This window comes from Rothia sp. (in: high G+C Gram-positive bacteria) (assembly GCF_030540545.1).
In the GTDB taxonomy this organism is placed as follows: Bacteria; Actinomycetota; Actinomycetes; order Actinomycetales; family Micrococcaceae; genus Rothia.
In genome coordinates this window covers 1-18503 of record NZ_JAUNVZ010000009.1, presented here as the reverse complement: position 1 = coordinate 18503, position 18503 = coordinate 1, and the positions used below count along the sequence as shown (strand labels likewise).

Sequence of the window (18503 nt, the reverse complement as noted above, 5' to 3'; positions counted from 1 at the left end):
CATGAGCCTTGAAGCAATCATTATGTGTGCCATTGCCATCCTGATTATTTGGGGTGGTTTGGGTCTGGCACTGTGGAATCTGAGCCGTCACCCTGAATTGGAAGAAGACGACTAAAACATATCGCTCCGGGGCTTACGCACCCGGGTAGATAAAGGAAGACCCCCGATTGCATATCGGGGGTCTTCGCTGTATACCCTCACTGGGTTGCGTTTGCTGGCTAGCTGGCGTCCTTGGGAACCTTCACAATAGCAATAGCGCCGGTCTCCGGGTCGTTCAGGGCAGAAGGCTTGGAGGAGCGGGCTGCACGCACACCGTCCACACTAAAAATAATCAGTGAGAACCAAATCAGAGACAGACCCACCCACTTGTCCACACCGATCGGGTCGTGCAGTACAAAAATCGCTAACAAAAACTGGATGGTCGGGCCCAAATACTGCACCATACCCATAATGGTCAGCGGCAGCAGTTGCGCGGTCTTGGCAAAAACAATCAGCGGCACAGCGGTCACCACACCGGTGGACGCCAGAAGCCAGAAATGCCCGGCACCCTGGCTAAAGAGCGTCAGCTGGTTGTTTGCGGCAAAGAAAAGCATGAACCCCACCGCCACCGGCGCCAGCAGCAGAGTCTCCAGGGAGAGCGAGACCACCGGCGGCACAGAATCAGCCACCATACTCTTGAGCATCGAATAAATACCAAAGGTAAAAGCCAGCGTCAGACCCGCCCAGGGCACTTGTCCAAACATGAAACTCATCAGCAGCACCGCCACGGTAGAAATACCCACCGCCACCCACTGTGCCGGGCGCAAACGCTCCTTCAAAAACACCACACCCAGGGTGACCGAGACCAGCGGGTTAATAAAATACCCCAGGGAGGCATCAATAGTGTGCCCGGTGGTTGAAGCCACCACATACACAAACCAGTTCACACCAATCACCGCGGAGGCACCTGCCAGCAACAGCAGAGAACGCTTATCTTTAAGCACCCGCCAGAAAGGCGCGGTGAGTTTGAGTAGGGGCAGCAGCGCCGCACAGAAAATCAGTGAAAAGAGCACACGGGATGAGACGATTTCAAGGGCCGAGGCCGGCGCCATGAGCACGAAATAGAGCGGGAGCATACCCCAAATACCGTAGGTGATCAGGGAATAGAGCAAACCCTGACGGATCGATTCGGGGGTATATTTAGCCGGTGCGTTTGAGGTGTCACCGGGCGCGGTGGTAGCGGGCATGTAGGCTCTTTCTAGACGCGTGTGACGGGTGTTTTGATGCGTACCTTTCCCATACACGGCACCATAAACGATGGCGCCTTATATGCCGGGGCGGATGCGCACATGTGTTAGTTCTTATTCTACCTTTTCGCTCTCTGAACCCAGGCTCTTCTCTATCTCCCGCGCGCCAGATTCACGGGGTGAGAGATATACGGGTAGCGCAACGGGGCGCCGGGATGCACATCCCAACGCCCCGCGGGCACCGATTCTCTCGAAGAAAAGCGGTGCAGACCTGTATATTTTAGAGGCCAAAGAAGCGAGAGAAGAAGCCCTTCTTCTTGCCCTCTGCGGGCTTGGGCTGAGTCTGCTGTGCCTGAGAGGGCTGTGCAGCAGCAGCAGCCGGCTGAACCGGGGCTGCGGGCTCGTGAACCTCGTCAGCGACCTCTACGGTCTCTTCAGCGGTCTCCTCAACGGGCTCAGCCACGTACTCGTCAGCAGTCTCAAGCTGCTCGGTCTCAACCTCAACAGTTTCAACCTCTGCAACCTCAACGGTCTCCACAGGCTCAACGCCCTCGGGCAACTCGGAAATCTCCTCAACCTCAACATAGGAGTCGGGCAGGGTCTCCACGGTTACGCGACCGGGCTGAACATCCTCGCGCGGATCCTGATCGAAGGGAGCAGCAGTATCCGAATGTACATTCTCGGTGCTGGTCACGCCGGCAATAGCAGCAGCCTCTTCCTCAGCACGAGCAGCAGCTGCAGCGGCACGCTCAGCCTCTTCTGCAGCGGCAGCACGCTCAGCGGCGCGAGCAGCGGCATCCGCCTCACGCTGAGCATTCTGCTGTTCAGCCTCAGCCGCAGCGGCACGCTCAATCACCAGACGAGCAGCAGCCAGTTCAGCGCGGTGGCTAATAGCAGCCTGCGCAGCAGCAGCCAGGCCAGCAGCATCAGTCTGCGGCTCAGCCTGCTCAATGCCGCTAATACGACCCTCATCAAACCACAGGCGCAAAGCACCATCGGAGAAGGTCAGTACAGCGGTAGCCTCGGTATCCCAGGCAATGTGGAAACCGCGCTGCTTAGCATAAGAATCAACAGCCAGGTGCTGGTTCACAATCTCTTCAGACTGCAGGGTACGAGCAATTACACGACCCACCTGCTGCATGGTCGGCTCGGGCAGCACCAGCTGCTCACCCTCAACCAGGCTCCAGGCGCGCACGCCAGCACCGGCGGGCAGCGGATAGTGAGCGTACAGGCCGGTCAGAGTCTTCGCAGCCAGAGTCAAACGACGACCCAGACCCTCAGAAATCGGCAGCTCGTCAGTGGTCAGCTCTACCAGAGAACGCTCCGCGCCACCGGCACGGGTCTGCAGAGCAGCAGAAACCACAGCATCCGGGAAATAGCCCAGCTGCTGCCAGGACCAAATCCAGGTACCGCGGTTCTCAGACTCGGTACCCAACAGGTACGGAGCCAGCTTAATCGGAGGGGTCGAAGAAAAATCAAGGGACTGGGCGGTGAAATCAACATCCCAGTCAGAAGTGCCTACCAGCTCAGCCAGTCGAGCCTGGTACTCGGTCGAAATAAAAATCGATGCGTCGATGAGGTCCTGCAAAGAATTCGTCATATATACAGCTTAGCAAGGCGGGGGCAGAGATGAAGACACAGAAGACATAAAAGAGCGAAACTCTCCCCAAAAACTTGAGCTTCTGAGCGGTGTACATCTTTAGCCCAGCGCCGAACAGGGTATATTTAAGAGCTTGGGCGCATAGACCCCGATACAATAAAAGCGCACACTCACCGATAGCGGGCGACTATACCCGTACCCGCACCACCCAACCGTCAGATCCCAAGGAGGCACCTTTACGTATGAGCAGCACCGAGCTGAGCCGTACCGAACGCATTCAGAATGCCCTGAACAATATCGGTAGCTGGCTGCTGGACGTCTCAACCGTAGAACCCGGCTGGGATGAACTGATCCTCGACATTAAGCCCCTCGCCGACCAGATCTTCGTGCGCGTGCGCGAAATCCGCGAAGGCGAAGAATACATCGGCACCGCCGGCCCGCTCAACGCAAGCTCCAAGGTGCTACCCGATATTCAGCAGCTGCAGCGCGCCGCCTACCACGGTAGCCGAGGCACCTGGTTTACCGCCTCCGTGGTAGTTGCCGCCAATAACTGGCCCGAACCGCAATTTAGCGTGGGCGCCTCCTATAACCGCGAAGAAGAGCCCGAAAGCTGGAAGAACGAGGGCAGCTATAGCGCCCCCGATATTCGCGCGCACCTAAAATCCTTCCCTCGCGCGGCCGAATATGTGCCCCTCTGGGCTAAAGAACGTATGGAGCACCGTCGTCGCCTGGCGCACCTGGACGAGCCTGATCTGGAGGCACCCAACCCCTATCTGACCGCCGCCCTTGCAGCCTTTGCCAAGGACACCCGCGAACAGACCCTTATTAATGTGGTTCGAACCATGCTCGGCGGCGATGTGCTGGTGGATGCCTCCGGCTCCCTAATCATCCCCGAAGGTCACCTGGATATCGGCCCGCACTCCCGCATGGTCTACCAGGTAATCCGCGTGGACGAAGATAACCAGGCACTGTGTGTCTTCTCTTCGCCTAAGTACGTGGGTCAGGGCTATAGTCGCGATGAAAACCACGAAGAGCTAATTCTGCGCGAACCGGCAATGAAGGTCTTCATGGAATTCTTAGAAAAGCCCGAACTGAGCATGATTGTGGTGGATCCGGGCACCGAGCACGAATGCTATATTGAGCGCGCCCAGGTGCAGTGGGTTGTCACCTCTCCCCGCAATGACGGCGCGAAAATGGCGCTCGCAGCGGGCGATATGCAGCGTCTGCTCGGCTCCCTGGTATCCCCGGCGTCCATGCTGCTGCTGGGTGTTGACCCGGCGGATGAAACCGGCAGTAACTTTGTGTTCGCCCCCGATGAGAAGGGCAATCCCAAGAGCTTGCTGGTCTTTACCTCAGCTATTGAAATCGCTGCGGTGGACCCGCACCTTGAGGTGCGCAGTGCTCACGCCCTGGAGGTGCTGCGCTACGCCAAGAGTATTGGTGTTGATAGTGTGCAGGTGAATATGTTCAACCCCAGTACCGTGCTGAGCATTAGCCAGATTGAAGAGCTGCTGGATATTATGCAGGAGCAGGGTATTGCCTACGGTGGCGGTATCTAATATATGACCTTAAAAGCCTTCGGGGCGTTCGGTACTATACTGAACGCCCCGAAGGCTTCTGCCATGGAGTTATCCTTGTGTTTGGGGCAGTACCCAATAGTTGGCTTTAATCTGCGCCACATCTATTTTGGGTGCACAAAAGCGCGTAGATGGGGAGGAAATGAAAGCCTAACGGGGCAGAGATAAAGAGACTCCCGCTAGGTTCTCGCTGCGCTTTAGCTCTCTACAGCTGCGAGCATCTGCTCTTTCTGGTTAGCTGCACTCAGGCTTTCGGTTTCGCTCTGGCATTCTTCGCAAATGCCTTGGTAGAGCACATCCGCGCTGAAAATCAGCATGCCGTGGAAATCGCTGGGGGTCAGGCAGGGTGCAGCACCCACCGCGCAATCCACATCCTGTACCTTGGAGCAGCGAATGCAATAGGCGTGGTGGTGGTTATCGCCCGTGCGGGTCTCATAGAGTGCCGGGCTTGCCGGGGGCTCGAAACGGCGTAGCATATCAATATCGGTTAGATCCGTAAGGACCACATAGACCGATTGGACGGTCATAGCGGGAATCTCTTCAAGTACGGCGCGGTGAATTTCTTCCGCCGGGGCATGAGGATGCGCCTGTACCGCGCGCAATACTGCCAGGCGCTGCTTGGTGACGCGGCGGCCCTTATCGCGCAGGGTTTTTGCCCAGATTTCTTCCAGCAATTCCGGGCTGGGTACATTCATGGTGTTCAGTCCGGTGTGGGTGCAGCTTGCCGCTGCATTGGGTGCAGTCTCATTCTGGGTCATACATACAACTATAGCGGTTAATCTGAGAAACTCATAATTTTATTTTGAGCAAGTCAGAATAACACACTATTCCCTCTTCTGGCGTCGAAGAAAAGAGCAGGAACTCGCCGTGAAAAAGACACAAGAACTCGGACACTAGATATATCCCACAGCAGAACGAGTACACTGGAAACATGGCCTGAAACACCCCGGATAACAGCGCCACGGCAAGATAGAACCGATAGAAAACGAGGAATAATGGACTTCTATAGCTGGGATAATATCGTGCAGCTTATTATCCTCACCCTTCTATTCGCGGTGCCCGTCACCGTGCCGATCCTGCACGGGCACTACCGCAGCGAAAATAGAGGCTACAGCCCCGACGCGCGCATTATTGCCACCATTTTATGGCTCACCGCCGCAGGACTACTCTTCGCCCTCATTACGGTACATATCTTCCCCGCAGGCTACGGCAGCATTATTCATAGCGTGCCCGCTCCCGCACTTCCCTAAACTTCTTCTCTGGCAGCAGCGCGGAGGCTGATACTACAGCTTCCAGAGAAGAGGTGCGAGCTAAATATCCGCCAAAAACGTCCGTGATATACCCTAGAGTAAAGGCGTACACGCCACTGACCCACGGGAGGATACCATGCATAACCACCACAATGGACTCAAAACAGCGCTGCTGCTCGGCTCCATGGTCGGCCTGCTGCTGCTCATCGGCGGCAGCTTGAGTGTAGCCACCGGCTCGCGCATCTTTATTATTATCTTCGGTCTCATCAGCCTGGGCTCCGTCGCATACTCCTATTGGAATTCCGACAAACTCGCCCTGCGTTCTATGAACGCCTATCCTGTCAGCCGCGAAGAAGTACCCGTACTCTACGACATTGTTCAGGAACTCTCCTCGCGCGCAGGCAAGCCCATGCCGCGCCTATATGTCGCGCCCACCGACACCCCCAATGCTTTTGCCACCGGCCGCAACCCCGATAATGCCGCCGTATGCTGCACCGAAGGTATTCTGCAACTGCTGGACGAACGCGAAATGCGCGGCGTGCTCGGTCATGAACTCATGCACGTATATAACCGTGATATTCTTACCTCCTCCGTGGCGGCAGGTATCGCCTCCATTATTGGCACCGTTGCCCAATTCGCTAGCTTTGGTTCTTTCAGCAACTCCCGCGAGAACCGTGGAGGCGGCTTCGGTACGCTTATTATTGCGCTACTCGCGCCCATGATTACCGGCATGATGCAAATGGCCATTAGCCGAACCCGCGAATACGATGCCGACCACGACGGCGCGCAGCTCACCAATGACCCGCTCGCGCTCGCCAGCGCGCTGTACAAGCTCGAGCACGGCATCTCCCGTTACCCCATGGATCCGGATAATCCGCGCGTGCAGACCACCGCCGCCATGATGATTGCTAACCCCTTTGGCTCTCTGGCGAATCTGGGTTCTACTCACCCGCCCACTCAGGCACGTATTGCTCGCCTGGAAGAACAGGCGCGAGCTATGGGGCAGTTCTAAGACAGCGCAGTTCTAAAAATGCCGGAGGGCGTGTATTCACAGTACACGCCCTCCGGCATTTCGCTACTTAGAGTAGAAAGCTCACAGTTTAGCGGTAGTTTACGAACTGCAGATCCACCTCAAGATCGGCACCCTTGAGCATTGCAATGACCTCCTGCAGATCATCACGAGACTTCGAAGAGACGCGCAGCTCATCGCCTTGAATATTCGCCTTGACGCCCTTAGGGCCTTCCTCGCGAATCATCTTAGAGATCTTCTTCGCCTGGTCCTGAGCAATACCCTCCTTAATGGAGCACTCAATGCGGGTTTCCTTGCCCGATGCGTAAGGGTCACCGGCATCCAGGGACTTCAGGGAAATACCGCGCTTAACCAGCTTGGACTGGAATACATCCAGAACCGCCAGGGCACGCTCGGGGGCGTTTGCCTTAATCAGAATCTTCTCGCCGGAGTAGTCGATCTCCGCGCCAACGCCGCGGAAATCATAGCGCTGAGAAATTTCCTTCTGAGCCTGATGCAGAGCGTTCGAAACCTCCTGCTTGTCCACCTTGGACACAATATCGAACGACGACTCGCTAGCCATAACACTTCCTAACTTTCGACAATAACGGCGCGCACAGCGCCCACTACTACAAGCCTACCCGAGAAGACACAAAACTTCACAGAGAACATTCAGGTAATAAAAGGACTTATACAGGAAATACACACAAAAATCAGTCATGATAGAACTATGACTACGATGTACGGCCACTACGATGGCACTTTAGAGAACACGGTCGTTGAAGATCGCCAACGCGAAGCAGAAACCCTGCTCTTCCTCGACCTGGAAACCAGCCTGGGGGAAGAACCCCGAGACATCCCCGAGAGCGAAAAGCTCCATGAGGATACCGAAGCCCCTAGCATGAGCGAACTCGATGGCATGGGTACTACCCTCACCGACCCTGCCCTGATCGCTCGATTCAACGGAGTACGCACAGACCTCGAACGCGAAATCCGCGGCGATATGTGCACCATTGAGCAGGCGCAGCGATACCTTGAACATCTTGAGATTTCGCTGCTGATGGAGCAGGATAGCTAAACGCTTCACCGGCTTCTTATCCCATGACCGACTCATTTGAATAGAAAGATAACCACATTGCTAGTTGATGTGATTGATGCAGAAATGCTGCCGGGTCTGAGTTCTAACTCAGACCCGGCTTTTCTATGTGGGTGTCTTTCCGCTGCCTGAGGGATGGCGAGGCTATAGACCTGCATGGAATGATGCTCTTCAGATACGGGAGGGTAGGGAGGTAGGCGAAGTCGGGAATGCAAGCCGCAAGGAGAAGAAACGAGCGTCTGTGCGTACCGGGACCTAGCCCCAAGAAGTCTATATGGTGTAATAGGTCACAAATTGCATATATGGCTTGCATGAGTGGATCAATAGGGGTATAGTTGTCTTGTTCGCTTGTGCGAAACACTCCAATCAATGATTGGTAGCTTGGCAGATTACCCGAGCGGCCAAAGGGGGCTGACTGTAAATCAGCTGGTTATGCCTACGGGGGTTCGAATCCCTCATCTGCCACCAAGAAACCCGCCCATTGGGCGGGTTTTTTCGTGCCTTAAAACTTTCCCACTGCCGATATCGACACTATTGTCGTGAGTCAAGACCGGAACCGAATAAGTCCTATTTATGACGCTCGGAGCGCCCAAAATGTAACATACCTTATAGAAACGCTCATCTGTCAGTGAAAAATTAGGGCGTACGCCTGCTTGGGTGTACCGTTATCTGCATGGCTACTATTGAAATCAATCAGCAGAACCTCACCCCCACCGTTGAGGAAAACGACATTGTCTTCCTGGACTTCTGGGCAGATTGGTGCGGTCCCTGCAAGCAGTTCGCCCCCGTATACGAGGCTGCTTCCGAAAAGCACGGTGATATTGTCTTCGGTAAGGTTGACACTGAGGATCAGGGTCAGCTGGCTCAGGCTGCTGGTATCACCTCCATCCCGACCATTATGGGCTTCCGCGGCGGTATCCTGGTGTACTCTCAGGCTGGTGCTCTGAACGAGTCTCAGTTTGAGCAGGTTATTGGTTCTATCCGCGAGCTGGACATGGACAAGGTCCGTGCAGAGGTTGCTGCAGCTGAGGCTAAGGGCGAGTAATCGTTTCTTGCTCCGCTGAGCATAAGGGCGTCCCCTTTGAAAGGGGATGCCCTTATCTGCTGTTGAGGACTAATGACGATGGTGGTCTTCGATGGTGATTTTCGCTCCGCGGCGCGGAGCCCCCAGATGTGCTGCTCGGATCAGGCGCACGAGGCGTTGCCTGCTGCCTACATAGGGTGCGAGGAGAGCGAGGATGCCGGCGTCATCGGTGCGTTCTCCGCTCAGCGCCCAACCGACGTGGTGCGCCAGATGGTAGTCGCCCACGCTGAGGGCATCGGGGTGCCCACAGAATCGCTGGAGTGTTTCGGCGATGGTCCAGGGACCTACACCGGGGATGGTGGCGAGCGCCTGCGCTGTGGCGCTAACACTTTCTTCTGCGGCTATACGTTCCAGGGCGTCGGCTCGGGCAGCGAGGATCCCGATAGTGCGGTAGCGCGAAGAATCGACGTTCCAAGCGTGCCATTGCCAACTGGGGATTGCGCCCCAGCTTCTATTGGCGGGGAAAACGAGTAGGGGCGGTTGGGCGCTATCTGCCGATAGTGGAGCGGGTTCACCATGGGTTTCGGCTATTGCGCGCAGCGTGGCGAAAGCTTCTTTTTGGGTAACTCGCTGCTCGAGCACGGCGGTGTATGCGTGGCGCATGAGCTGTCCGCTGGCTCCCAGACGCAGCCCGGGGTGAGAGCGAGCTGCTTCGTGGAGGGCACGGGGCGCTTGCGCCCAGGCACGGGAATCTAACAGGGACGTCCAAGAGTCGGCTTGGCCGCACCAGGCGGGCATGGCTTCTGCTAGTTTTGTGAGGGCCATGAGAATGGGCACCTGTTCTGCCGCTGCTGCGGGGCTAAGATTGACCCAGAGATCTACCCGAATGGGGGACAGTAGCGAGGGGGTACTACGCTCAAAGTGCAGGGTGACCGCCAGCTCACTGGAAGCATCGGAACTCATGGGGAGCCGGGCGGTACACCAGATATTTTCTACTCCGCCCTGTTGGCTAAAGTGCATGGTACGGTCAGCGGGACCTCGCCGGATGGGCATGAGCGTTTCGGTCAGGGATACCGGCAATAGGGGAGTGAACTCCACACGCAACCCCGTGCGCAGGCGACCGCTTGCCAGAGTGTGCGCGGGGTGTGCCGCTAGGGTGCACTCTACGCCGGGGGTTGGGGGAGGATAAGCCATAGGTACATTTTATAAGGTGCCCTTGGAAACTATGAGCGAGAATTGCTGCCACGGTTGAGCTGCAGCGTGTCATAGTGGCGTTGGCTGCTCGTCAAATACTGCTAGATAGTGCACTATAGGATACCCTAATAGGAGCCCCTCTACGGGGCGCAGTACAGCCCGTATCCGTCACCAGGGAGAGATTCAAGGATGGCAGCAGCCTTAGACCGTAGCACGAGAAAGAGCCCGGAACGCCCCGCATCCGCCAAAAATGCCTCGGTAAAGCCGGGTGTGTGGGGTGCCCTTCGAGCCTATGTGAGTGCGCACTTTAGCTCCCTGTCTTTTATGCAGATTGTGCCTGCCCTGGTGCTATCGGTGGCGATTTTTGCCCTGTACAACTACTATTCGGCGCTGCAATTGCGCCATTGGATTACGCCCTCCTGGGATTTGGCGATTTTCACCCAGATGGCGCAATCCTACTCTCATTTTGAGATGCCTATTGTGCCGGTTAAGGGTCCCGGTTTTAACCTCTGGGGCGATCATTTTCACCCGATTTTGATGCTCCTTGGCCCGGTGTACGCGATCTTCCCCTCGCCCATGACCCTGCTGGTGGCGCAGAACTTTATGGTGGCATCCGCCGTGTATATTACGGTACGCGTAGCTCAGCGAGCTATTGAGCTGGGCTCGGCAGCCCGCGTGCGTGCCGGCGGTGAGGCTGAGAAGAGCTGGACGGGTACCCTGACCGGTCTGCTGCTGGGTGCAAGTCTGGGGCTAAGCTACGGTGTGCAGCAGGCGGTTGCCGCTCAATTCCACGAGGTTGCTTTCGCCCTGCCCTTCTTGGCGCTATCCCTGGGCTATTTGATGCTGGCGGGACGCGTGAGTGATAGTTGGCGCACTCGCTATATTGTGCGCGCCTGCTGGTGGGCATCCCCCCTGGTCTTCGTCAAAGAAGATATGGGTATCACCGTGGCGGCTATTGGCCTGGTTGCTTTGATTCGTACCGGCTGGCTGCGCGATGCGTTCGATATGCTTTTCCCCTCCGCAGCGCGCGTGACGAAGGCACCGCGCTGGACTGAGCGCCTGCGCTCTATCTACAATTCTTGGGCTGATTCTCGTGGCCCCGCCGAGGCTGTACTGCTGATGATCTGGGGTGTGCTCTGGTCGCTGCTCTCGGTTTCGGTTATCCTGCCGATGTTCAATACTCATGGCACTTTTGATTATGCCGATAAGGTGGATACTTCCCGCGTGCTGGGCGACCCCTTCGGCTCTTTCCTGGCTCTCTTTAGCCCTCAGGTGAAGGCTTGGACCCTGTGGCTTTTGCTGCTGACCGGTGTCTTCCTGTGGTTGCGCTCTTGCCTGGCTCTGGTGTTGGCGCCGACCCTGCTTTGGCGACTGCTCTCCAATATGGAGTCCTATTGGGTGAGCACCTGGCACTACTCTCTGGTGCTCATGCCCATGCTCTTTATGGCTCTGCTGGATGCTCTGCTGAGCTTCCGCTACGGTAGCGTGCCGGCTGTTTCTAGCGAGACTGAGAAGCTCGAAACGGAAGCAGATAGCGACAAGAGCGAAGCCTCTAACCCGCTTCTTCGTGCCGGTCGTACCATCAAGGACGCGCTGCACTCTATCCCCGTATGGACTGTGCCTGTCATTGCGCTGATCATTGCGGTGGCTCCTCTGATGGGCGCTAACTCCGATCAGCCCCTGGCGTCCCTATCCAAGAGCAGCTTTACCACCACCCAGGTCAGCCTCACCGAGCGCTATAAGCAGCAGGCTCTGGAGGCTGTGCCCAGCAATGTGAGCGTTGCCAGCGATCTGTCCCTGCTGACCCAGCTGATTCCGGGCCGCACCGTGTACTGGATTGGCCACAAGGGCGAACCGGCACCCGAGTATGTGGTCATTGACCGCGCCTCGGGCACCTGGGGCGGCAACCCGCCGAAGAATATTACCCAGTACGCAGCGGACACCTACCAGCACAGCTATGAGCTGGTGGGCAGCTTCGGCACTATTGATGTGGTGCATAAAATTGACTAGCTACGCGCTCTAGAATGCACTCTTGAAGCCCGGTGAACCCTGTCATAACGGCTCACCGGGCTTCTATGTTTAAGCTCACCGGCAGGGCAGAAGGCTTTTAAGGTACACTTATAGAGACGGGAATCCCCCGATTATAGGTCTTGTGCGCCCTTCAGCCGGTCGAATCGGTTGAGTAGAAAATTTTGAGATAGGGCGCCGTACTCACAGTGTCGCTCTCCAGGCGTTCAGTTACGCCCCATATCCCGCGCTCATCAGCGGGTCAAGACTAGCATTAGCATGCAGACGGTACGCGAACACCACCTCCATATGTGGTAGCGAGAAATTCAAGACCGCACACCCACCCCCGATAGACACACCAGACAGCGGTGCTGTGCCCACGCGCGCCCAATGCGCTCGCACAGGCCTAAAGAACGGTGGGGTGGGACGGGTCAGAAGGGGAAAACCCGCACACAGGCACGAATTCACGTGTCTGAGGCACCCCGAAACGAGGAAAAATGACTGAAAATACTGCACCGGTAGAAACCGTAGACGCAGAAAACACTGTAGAGGTAGAAACTCAGGCTGAGACTACCGCTGAAGAAACCCTGGAGAGCGCACAGCAGGCTCAGACCACCGAGGCTAACACCCAGGCAGAAGCAGCTGAAGAAGAAGGCGTAAAGTTCACCGATCTGGGCCTGGATGCACGTGTGCTGGCAGCCTTGGAAGAGGTTGGCTACGAGAAGCCCTCGCCCATTCAGGAACAGACCATTCCGCTGCTGCTGGAAGGCCGCGATGTGCTGGGTATGGCACAGACCGGTACCGGTAAGACCGCAGCATTCGCACTGCCGGCTCTGTCTCGCATGGCTGAGCTGAGCGATATTTACGGCCCCAGCCGCGACACCCAGGTGCTGGTTCTGGCACCGACCCGCGAGCTGGCTCTGCAGGTTGCCGAGGCATTCTCCTCCTACGCAACCGCAATGGATGACTTCACCGTGCTGCCCGTATACGGTGGCTCCCCCTACGGCCCGCAGCTGGCGGGTCTGCGCCGTGGTGCGCAGGTTGTCGTAGGCACCCCCGGTCGTGTGATCGACCACCTGGAACGCGGCTCCCTGGATTTGTCCAACCTGCAGTACGTGGTGCTGGATGAAGCTGACGAAATGCTGCGCATGGGCTTCGCCGAAGAGGTCGAAAAGATCCTGGCTCAGACCCCCGAAGACAAGCAGGTTGCTCTCTTCTCCGCAACCATGCCCAAGGGTATTCGCGCTATTGCCGATAACTACCTGAAGAACCCCGCAGAGGTTCGCATTAAGGCTAAGGTTGCCACCAACGCCAATATCCGCCAGCGTTATATGCAGGTTATGCACTCCCACAAGCTGGATGCCATGACCCGCGTGCTCGAGGTGGAAGAGTACGACGGCATTATTGTCTTCGTGCGCACCAAGAAGGAAACCGAAGAGGTCGCCGATAAGCTCAAGGCACGCGGTTTCGCAGCCGCAGCTATTAACGGTGATATTCCCCAGCAGCTGCGCGAACGCACCGTGGACGCCCTGCGCGATGGCCGCATCGATATTCTGGTGGCAACCGACGTTGCAGCCCGCGGTCTGGACGTTGAGCGTATCTCCCTGGTGGTCAACTTCGATATTCCTCACGACACCGAGTCCTATGTGCACCGTATCGGCCGCACCGGTCGTGCGGGTCGTGACGGCGAGGCAATCCTGTTCGTCACCCCGCGTGAGAAGTACATGCTGCGCCAGATTGAGAAGGCTACCCGCCAGAAGGTGGAGCCCATGCACATGCCCACCGCGCAGGATGTTAATGAGAACCGTAAGGCTCGTTTCGCTCAGCAGATCACCGACACCATTGAGTCCGAGGATCTGAGCTTCTTCCGCTCCATTATTGAAGCCTACGAGAACGAGCACGACACCACCCCCGAGGATATTGCGGCAGCGCTGGCAATTATTGCTCAGCAGGGTCGCTCCTTCTTCCTGGATGAGTCCGACGATATTGCGCACAAGTCTAAGCCCTTCGCTGAGGGCGACGACCGTCCCCGCAAGGGTGAGCGCGGCGCAAAGCGTTCCTACAATGACGAGAACATGGTCAACTACAAGCTGAACGTTGGCCGTTCTTCCCGCGTGACCGCAGGCGCTATTGTGGGCGCCCTGGCAAACGAGGGTGGCATTAAGGGTTCGGATGTCGGCTCGATCGATATCCGTCAGCACTTCACCATTGTGGGTCTGCCCAAGGACCTGCCGCGCGACTTCTTCGATCGTCTGCGCGATACCAAGGTTGCCGGTGAGTTCATTAATATCCGCAAGGATAACGGCCCCAAGGGCGGCGGCCGCGGTGGTTTCCGCGGTGACCGTGATGGCGGTTTCAAGCGTGATCGTGACTTTGGTGGTCGCGGTGGCCGTGACCGTGATTTTGGCGGTCGTTCCGAGCGCGGTGAACGTGGCGGTCGTGATGGCGGTTTCAAGCGTGATCGTGACTTCGGCGGCCGCGGTGGGCGTGACCGCGACTTCGGTTCTCGTTCTGAGCGCGGTGGCCGCGATGGTTTCAAGCGTGACCGTGATTTTGGTTCTCGTTCTGAGCGCGGCGGTCGTTCCGGCTTCAAGAAGAAGAACTACTAAACGTTAGGTGCTCTAGATTCTCTCTAGGCTCGTACGTCCCTATAGCCCGTCTCTATCCCTGGTGAAGGGGTGGAGACGGGCTATCGCTGTATTGGCAGCAGGGTGGGGACTGAGGGGGAGGGACAGGGAAGCTGCCCGGAGCAGATTAAAAACATGAATGTGATGCAGAATATACTCTTTCGACTTGTGTAGCACTCAGAAACTCCGGTATAGTATTACCTGTTGCCCCGATAGCTCAGTGGTAGAGCGCCATCTTGGTAAGATGGAGGTCCCGGGATCGATTCCCGGTCGGGGCTCTTACATTACTTGAGAGTCTCAAGAAATGTATGGCGGTGTAGCTCAGCTGGTTAGAGCGCACGACTCATAATCGTGAGGTCGACGGATCGAGCCCGTCCACCGCTACGCCCCGATAGCTCAGTGGTAGAGCGCCATCTTGGTAAGATGGAGGTCCCGGGATCGATTCCCGGTCGGGGCTCATTCAAAGCCTGTCTCACGCGAGACAGGCTTTTTCTGTATCCTGAAATATTTCAGTCTGATGAACGTTGACATATATGGATATCACGCAGGGGAGTAGTTCCCGGGATCGGGCACTATAGTGGTCTATATCTCTGTAAAAATACCCGGTGCACTGACCAATACGCAGCTAAAACATAAGCTCAGGCACTACACTAGAAAAGGCTCGAATACTTGAAGTGTCAAATAGTCGCATGCAGATCATACCGAGTCGCACTCACCTTCAGCACCGATAACAACAGAGCGAATAGATAGGGAGAAGACCGTGGGAATATTCAATATTAAATCCATTCGAGAAAAATACTCCACCGATAGCCAGAGTGCACCCGAAGCACCCTGGAACGAAGCGGAAGAGAACTCCCAGAACCCTGCACATAATCAGGACAGTGCACCCAAAACCTTCTCCTTCTCCCCAAACGTCGCCCGCAAATACCCCGTCAACGCCAACGGCAAGTACGAAGCCTACTTCGTATGCACCGGCAATATCGCGCGCAGCACCTCCTCCCAAATGCTAGCCAACGCCTTGAGCGAAGAATACGGACTGGATAACTGGGAATTCAAAAGCGCAGGCACCTCCGCGCTCGTCGGGCTGCCCATGTACCACCGCATCGCCAAAGTCTGGGAAGCCAAAGGCTACGATACTCACGGCTACCGCGCCCAGCAGCTGACCGAAGAAATGATTGAGAATGCAACCCTGCTGCTGGTCGCCGATAAAGACCACGCAGAATGGATTATGCGCGAATGGCCCCAGTACCACGCCAAAGTGCACCTGCTCAAGCAAGTAGCGCGCCTGGCAGAAAGCAGCGGCAAGCGCGCAGAGCCTCTCTCGACTATCTACTCTGATACCGAGGCGCCCCTGCCCGAAGATAATATCTCCGATCCCTTCCGCCAGGGAGACGAAGCCTGTCAGAAGGCAGCCGGGGAAATTGAGGAGGCGCTACGTGCCTTCCTGCCCTGGCTCGCCAAAGCACAGAGTTAGGTCCTTTCCCGCTCTGATAAGCCCATAGCTCAAACGCAGTATTCTTGAGAGTCGAGAATACTGCGTTTGAGCTTTAACCCCGTAGCGCAACTACCCTGCGCGCTTCGAGCTGATCGCACACTGCCCAGCGGCACCAAAACTGAACACATATCAGAAACACGCGAGTAAAAAGAGTAGACTAGAAAGTATGAGTATTAACCCCGAAATCATCGGTCGAGTCTACCCTCCCCAGGGCACCTACACCGTCGGCCGCGAAAAAATCCGTGAATTCGCACGCGCCGTCTTCGCCACCAACCCCCTCCACCACGACGTAGACGCAGCACAAGCAGCCGGCTACAGCGATATTATCGCACCGCCCACCTTCGCCATTATCCTCGCCCAGGCAGCAGACGCAGCCCTGATTAGCGACGACAGTGCAGGCATTGACTTCTCCCGCGTAGTCCATGCAGACCAGCGCTTCACCCACCACCGCCCCATCGTAGCCGGCGACGAACTGCAAACCACCGTACACGTAGACAATGTGCGCGTTATGGGTGCAGGCGCCATGCTCACCACCCGCGAAGAAATCACCGACCTGGACGGTAACCCCGTAACCACCTGCATCTCTTCCCTGCTCGTACGCGCCGAAGGAGACGAGAACTAATGAAGCCCGTATTCGAAAACCTCACCAAAGGTGACACCATCGGAGAGCGCCGCATTGAACTCTCCCGCGCAGACCTTGTACGCTACGCGGGCGCATCCGGCGACTTCAACCCCATCCACTGGAACGAACGCTTCGCACGCTCAGTAGAACTGCCCGGTGTCATCGCACACGGCATGCTCACCATGGGCGCCGCAGTGCAGCTCGCCACCGACTGGGTAGGCGACGCAGGCGCCATTATCGACTACCAGACCCGCTTCACTAAGCCCGTGCCTGTAGCCGACGCGCCCGATGGCAACAACCCCAACGAAAGCACCAACGCCCTGAATATCAGCGGTAAAATCGGAGCCCTAGACGAAGAAGCACGCACCGCACGCGTGGACCTGACCGTCAGTGCAGCCGACGAAAACGGTGCAGAGCAAAAAGTACTGCTCAAAACCCAGGTGCTCGTACAGTTCTAAGCCTTACCGGGTATAGAGCTCCCAGCAACTGCGCGCAAAGCATACCGCCGATAGGCTCAGGCCGCCATCGGCGGTATGCTTATATACATGACAATGCTCAGCGAACTTACCACCGCCCAGGTCGGCGGCCCCGCCACCGACTACGTACGCGCAACCAGCGAAGCCGACATCATCGAAACCATCCAGCGCGCCGACAGCACCGGCACCCCGCTACTGGTCATCGGCGGCGGCTCCAATATGCTCGTCTCCGATCAAGGATTCGACGGCATCGTGCTGCACATTGCCAGTAACGGCGTAGACGCACTACCCATCCCCAGCTGCGGCGGCGCCAACGTGCGCGTGCAAGCAGGCACCAACTGGGATGAATTCGTACAAACCAGCATTGAAAACTCCTGGGTAGGTCCGGCAGCACTCTCCGGAATCCCCGGCACCGTTGGCGCCACCCCCGTACAAAACGTCGGCGCCTATGGCGTGGAAGTCAAAGAATTCATCGCCTCCGTACGCACCTACGACCGCGAAACCGGACGCCAAAAAACCTTCGCCAACGCCGACCTGAAATTCGGCTACCGCGACTCCATCCTCAAGCGCACCATGACCAACGGCTCCCCCCGCTACGTGGTGCTTACCGTCGACTTCCAATTCGAACTCGGTGAACTCTCCTCCCCCATCCGCTACGCAGAACTCGCACGCCAGCTCGGCGTAGAACCCGGCGACCGTGTAGACTCCGCACTCGTGCGAGAAAAAGTCCTCGAGTTGCGCGCCTCCAAGGGCATGGTGCTCAACCCCGAAGACCGCGACACCTACTCCACCGGTTCCTTCTTCACCAACCCCATCGTGCCGCTCAGCGCGCTGGATAAACTACCTGAGGATGCACCCCGATTCCCCGTGACCAAGCCCGGTGGGCTCTTTGGGCGCGGTGAAGAAGACCCCGAGCACGTCAAGCTCTCAGCAGCATGGCTGATCCAGCACGCAGGCTTTGACAAGGGCTTCGGGCTTGAGGGTGAATCTGTTCAGATTGCGGGCGGACGCGCGTCCCTGTCCACCAAGCACACTCTTGCCATTACCAACCGCTCAGGGGCCAGCGCAGAAGATATCTTCGCCATTGCGCGCGCCGTACGAGCGGGAGTGAAGGACGCCTTCGGTATTGAGCTCGAACCCGAACCGGTAGTCGTCAACGCTAGGATCTAATCCTAAGTACTGAATAAAAGACTGGGGTGTGTTTGATAGTTCTTATCTATCAGACACACCCTATCTTTATCTCCTCCCAATCCGGCAAGGCTGCGGTCGGCTATCCGGCTAGGCTGTGGCCGGCAACCCG

The 18503-nt window shown here is 57.0% G+C and carries 17 protein-coding genes and 4 tRNA genes; 16 read left to right on the top strand and 5 right to left on the bottom strand.

The features are described from left to right. The first annotated feature begins 1 nt into the window (after position 1). The gene (locus Q4P78_RS08075) at positions 2 to 115 is read left to right on the top strand and encodes a methionine/alanine import family NSS transporter small subunit (protein ID WP_303339855.1); all 114 of its coding nucleotides are present in this window, start codon (positions 2 to 4) and stop codon (positions 113 to 115) included. Between the two features lie 103 nt (positions 116 to 218). Here Q4P78_RS08075 and rarD read toward each other — a convergent pair whose 3' ends face one another. Beyond that, entirely contained in the window at positions 219 to 1226 is a 1008-nt protein-coding gene (gene rarD / locus Q4P78_RS08070; RefSeq protein ID WP_303339854.1) for an EamA family transporter RarD, read from the bottom strand. Between the two features lie 280 nt (positions 1227 to 1506). Next, a complete protein-coding gene (locus Q4P78_RS08065) occupies positions 1507 to 2826 on the bottom strand; it encodes a DUF6882 domain-containing protein (RefSeq protein ID WP_303339853.1) in 1320 nt (439 codons plus the stop codon). A gap of 242 nt (positions 2827 to 3068) precedes the next feature. Between Q4P78_RS08065 and Q4P78_RS08060 the strand changes: the two genes are divergently transcribed. Then, positions 3069 to 4385, top strand: a complete 1317-nt coding sequence (locus tag Q4P78_RS08060; RefSeq protein WP_303339852.1) for an SseB family protein — start codon at positions 3069 to 3071, stop codon at positions 4383 to 4385. Between the two features lie 215 nt (positions 4386 to 4600). Here the strand turns inward: Q4P78_RS08060 and Q4P78_RS08055 are convergent, their stop codons facing one another. After that, positions 4601 to 5161 (bottom strand): Fur family transcriptional regulator, encoded by a 561-nt coding sequence (locus Q4P78_RS08055; RefSeq protein WP_303339851.1) that lies wholly within the window; start codon positions 5159 to 5161, stop codon positions 4601 to 4603. A 237-nt stretch (positions 5162 to 5398) separates the two neighbouring features. On the opposite strand from Q4P78_RS08055, the gene Q4P78_RS08050 reads away from it, so the two are divergent. Together Q4P78_RS08050 and htpX are read left to right on the top strand one after the other, a co-directional pair. After that, positions 5399 to 5653, top strand: coding sequence for a hypothetical protein (locus Q4P78_RS08050; protein WP_303339850.1), 255 nt, complete (start codon positions 5399 to 5401; stop codon positions 5651 to 5653). A 136-nt stretch (positions 5654 to 5789) separates the two neighbouring features. Beyond that, on the top strand, positions 5790 to 6665 hold the full coding sequence (gene htpX, locus Q4P78_RS08045; RefSeq protein WP_303339849.1) for a zinc metalloprotease HtpX: 876 nt from the start codon (positions 5790 to 5792) through the stop codon (positions 6663 to 6665). An 88-nt stretch (positions 6666 to 6753) separates the two neighbouring features. Here the strand turns inward: htpX and Q4P78_RS08040 are convergent, their stop codons facing one another. Then, on the bottom strand, positions 6754 to 7245 hold the full coding sequence (locus Q4P78_RS08040; protein ID WP_303339848.1) for a YajQ family cyclic di-GMP-binding protein: 492 nt from the start codon (positions 7243 to 7245) through the stop codon (positions 6754 to 6756). Between the two features lie 147 nt (positions 7246 to 7392). On the opposite strand from Q4P78_RS08040, the gene Q4P78_RS08035 reads away from it, so the two are divergent. From Q4P78_RS08035 to Q4P78_RS08025, 3 genes are all read left to right on the top strand, one after another. Continuing rightward, complete coding sequence (locus Q4P78_RS08035) at positions 7393 to 7740, top strand: hypothetical protein (protein ID WP_303339847.1); 348 nt, start codon at positions 7393 to 7395, stop codon at positions 7738 to 7740. Positions 7741 to 8141: 401 nt separating this feature from the next. After that, positions 8142 to 8226: transfer RNA gene (locus Q4P78_RS08030), tRNA-Tyr, on the top strand. A 205-nt stretch (positions 8227 to 8431) separates the two neighbouring features. Continuing rightward, the gene (locus Q4P78_RS08025) at positions 8432 to 8803 is read left to right on the top strand and encodes a co-chaperone YbbN (RefSeq protein ID WP_303339845.1); all 372 of its coding nucleotides are present in this window, start codon (positions 8432 to 8434) and stop codon (positions 8801 to 8803) included. A gap of 69 nt (positions 8804 to 8872) precedes the next feature. On the opposite strand, the gene Q4P78_RS08020 is transcribed toward Q4P78_RS08025, so the two are convergent. Next, positions 8873 to 9976: a DNA-3-methyladenine glycosylase gene (locus Q4P78_RS08020; RefSeq protein WP_303339844.1), complete on the bottom strand. Its 1104-nt coding sequence runs from the start codon at positions 9974 to 9976 to the stop codon at positions 8873 to 8875. A gap of 189 nt (positions 9977 to 10165) precedes the next feature. Here Q4P78_RS08020 and Q4P78_RS08015 point away from each other — a divergent pair, with 189 nt between their 5' ends. From Q4P78_RS08015 to Q4P78_RS07975, 9 genes are all read left to right on the top strand, one after another. Next, positions 10166 to 11986 carry a DUF2079 domain-containing protein gene (locus tag Q4P78_RS08015; protein WP_303339843.1) on the top strand — a complete coding sequence of 607 codons (1821 nt, stop codon included), beginning with the start codon at positions 10166 to 10168 and terminating at the stop codon, positions 11984 to 11986. Positions 11987 to 12480: 494 nt separating this feature from the next. Beyond that, positions 12481 to 14592 carry a DEAD/DEAH box helicase gene (locus Q4P78_RS08010; RefSeq protein WP_303339842.1) on the top strand — a complete coding sequence of 704 codons (2112 nt, stop codon included), beginning with the start codon at positions 12481 to 12483 and terminating at the stop codon, positions 14590 to 14592. A gap of 224 nt (positions 14593 to 14816) precedes the next feature. Further along, a tRNA-Thr gene (locus Q4P78_RS08005) sits at positions 14817 to 14888 on the top strand. 32 nt (positions 14889 to 14920) lie between these two features. Beyond that, positions 14921 to 14994, top strand: a tRNA-Met gene (locus tag Q4P78_RS08000). A gap of 1 nt (position 14995) precedes the next feature. Next, positions 14996 to 15067 (top strand) — tRNA-Thr (locus tag Q4P78_RS07995). Positions 15068 to 15370: 303 nt separating this feature from the next. Beyond that, on the top strand, positions 15371 to 16084 hold the full coding sequence (locus Q4P78_RS07990) for a hypothetical protein (protein WP_303339841.1): 714 nt from the start codon (positions 15371 to 15373) through the stop codon (positions 16082 to 16084). Positions 16085 to 16271: 187 nt separating this feature from the next. Beyond that, on the top strand, positions 16272 to 16727 hold the full coding sequence (locus Q4P78_RS07985; protein WP_303339840.1) for a MaoC family dehydratase N-terminal domain-containing protein: 456 nt from the start codon (positions 16272 to 16274) through the stop codon (positions 16725 to 16727). Beyond that, a complete protein-coding gene (locus tag Q4P78_RS07980) occupies positions 16727 to 17185 on the top strand; it encodes a MaoC family dehydratase (RefSeq protein WP_303339839.1) in 459 nt (152 codons plus the stop codon). The genes Q4P78_RS07985 and Q4P78_RS07980 overlap by 1 nt, the downstream gene beginning before the upstream one ends. Before the next feature lie 87 nt (positions 17186 to 17272). Continuing rightward, positions 17273 to 18373: a UDP-N-acetylmuramate dehydrogenase gene (locus tag Q4P78_RS07975; protein WP_303339904.1), complete on the top strand. Its 1101-nt coding sequence runs from the start codon at positions 17273 to 17275 to the stop codon at positions 18371 to 18373. The last annotated feature ends 130 nt before the right edge of the window (positions 18374 to 18503 follow it).

Coding starts and splice junctions, on each gene's coding strand:
- Q4P78_RS07985 (WP_303339840.1), top strand. CDS start 16,272: ATGAGTATTAACCCCGAAATCATCGGTCGAGTCTACCCTCCCCAGGGC.
- Q4P78_RS07980 (WP_303339839.1), top strand. CDS start 16,727: ATGAAGCCCGTATTCGAAAACCTCACCAAAGGTGACACCATCGGAGAG.
- Q4P78_RS08055 (WP_303339851.1), bottom strand. CDS start 5,161: ATGACCCAGAATGAGACTGCACCCAATGCAGCGGCAAGCTGCACCCAC.
- Q4P78_RS08050 (WP_303339850.1), top strand. CDS start 5,399: ATGGACTTCTATAGCTGGGATAATATCGTGCAGCTTATTATCCTCACC.
- Q4P78_RS08065 (WP_303339853.1), bottom strand. CDS start 2,826: ATGACGAATTCTTTGCAGGACCTCATCGACGCATCGATTTTTATTTCG.
- Q4P78_RS08020 (WP_303339844.1), bottom strand. CDS start 9,976: ATGGCTTATCCTCCCCCAACCCCCGGCGTAGAGTGCACCCTAGCGGCA.
- Q4P78_RS08010 (WP_303339842.1), top strand. CDS start 12,481: ATGACTGAAAATACTGCACCGGTAGAAACCGTAGACGCAGAAAACACT.
- Q4P78_RS08040 (WP_303339848.1), bottom strand. CDS start 7,245: ATGGCTAGCGAGTCGTCGTTCGATATTGTGTCCAAGGTGGACAAGCAG.
- rarD (WP_303339854.1), bottom strand. CDS start 1,226: ATGCCCGCTACCACCGCGCCCGGTGACACCTCAAACGCACCGGCTAAA.
- htpX (WP_303339849.1), top strand. CDS start 5,790: ATGCATAACCACCACAATGGACTCAAAACAGCGCTGCTGCTCGGCTCC.
- Q4P78_RS07975 (WP_303339904.1), top strand. CDS start 17,273: ATGACAATGCTCAGCGAACTTACCACCGCCCAGGTCGGCGGCCCCGCC.
- Q4P78_RS08075 (WP_303339855.1), top strand. CDS start 2: ATGAGCCTTGAAGCAATCATTATGTGTGCCATTGCCATCCTGATTATT.
- Q4P78_RS08015 (WP_303339843.1), top strand. CDS start 10,166: ATGGCAGCAGCCTTAGACCGTAGCACGAGAAAGAGCCCGGAACGCCCC.
- Q4P78_RS08060 (WP_303339852.1), top strand. CDS start 3,069: ATGAGCAGCACCGAGCTGAGCCGTACCGAACGCATTCAGAATGCCCTG.
- Q4P78_RS08025 (WP_303339845.1), top strand. CDS start 8,432: ATGGCTACTATTGAAATCAATCAGCAGAACCTCACCCCCACCGTTGAG.
- Q4P78_RS08035 (WP_303339847.1), top strand. CDS start 7,393: ATGACTACGATGTACGGCCACTACGATGGCACTTTAGAGAACACGGTC.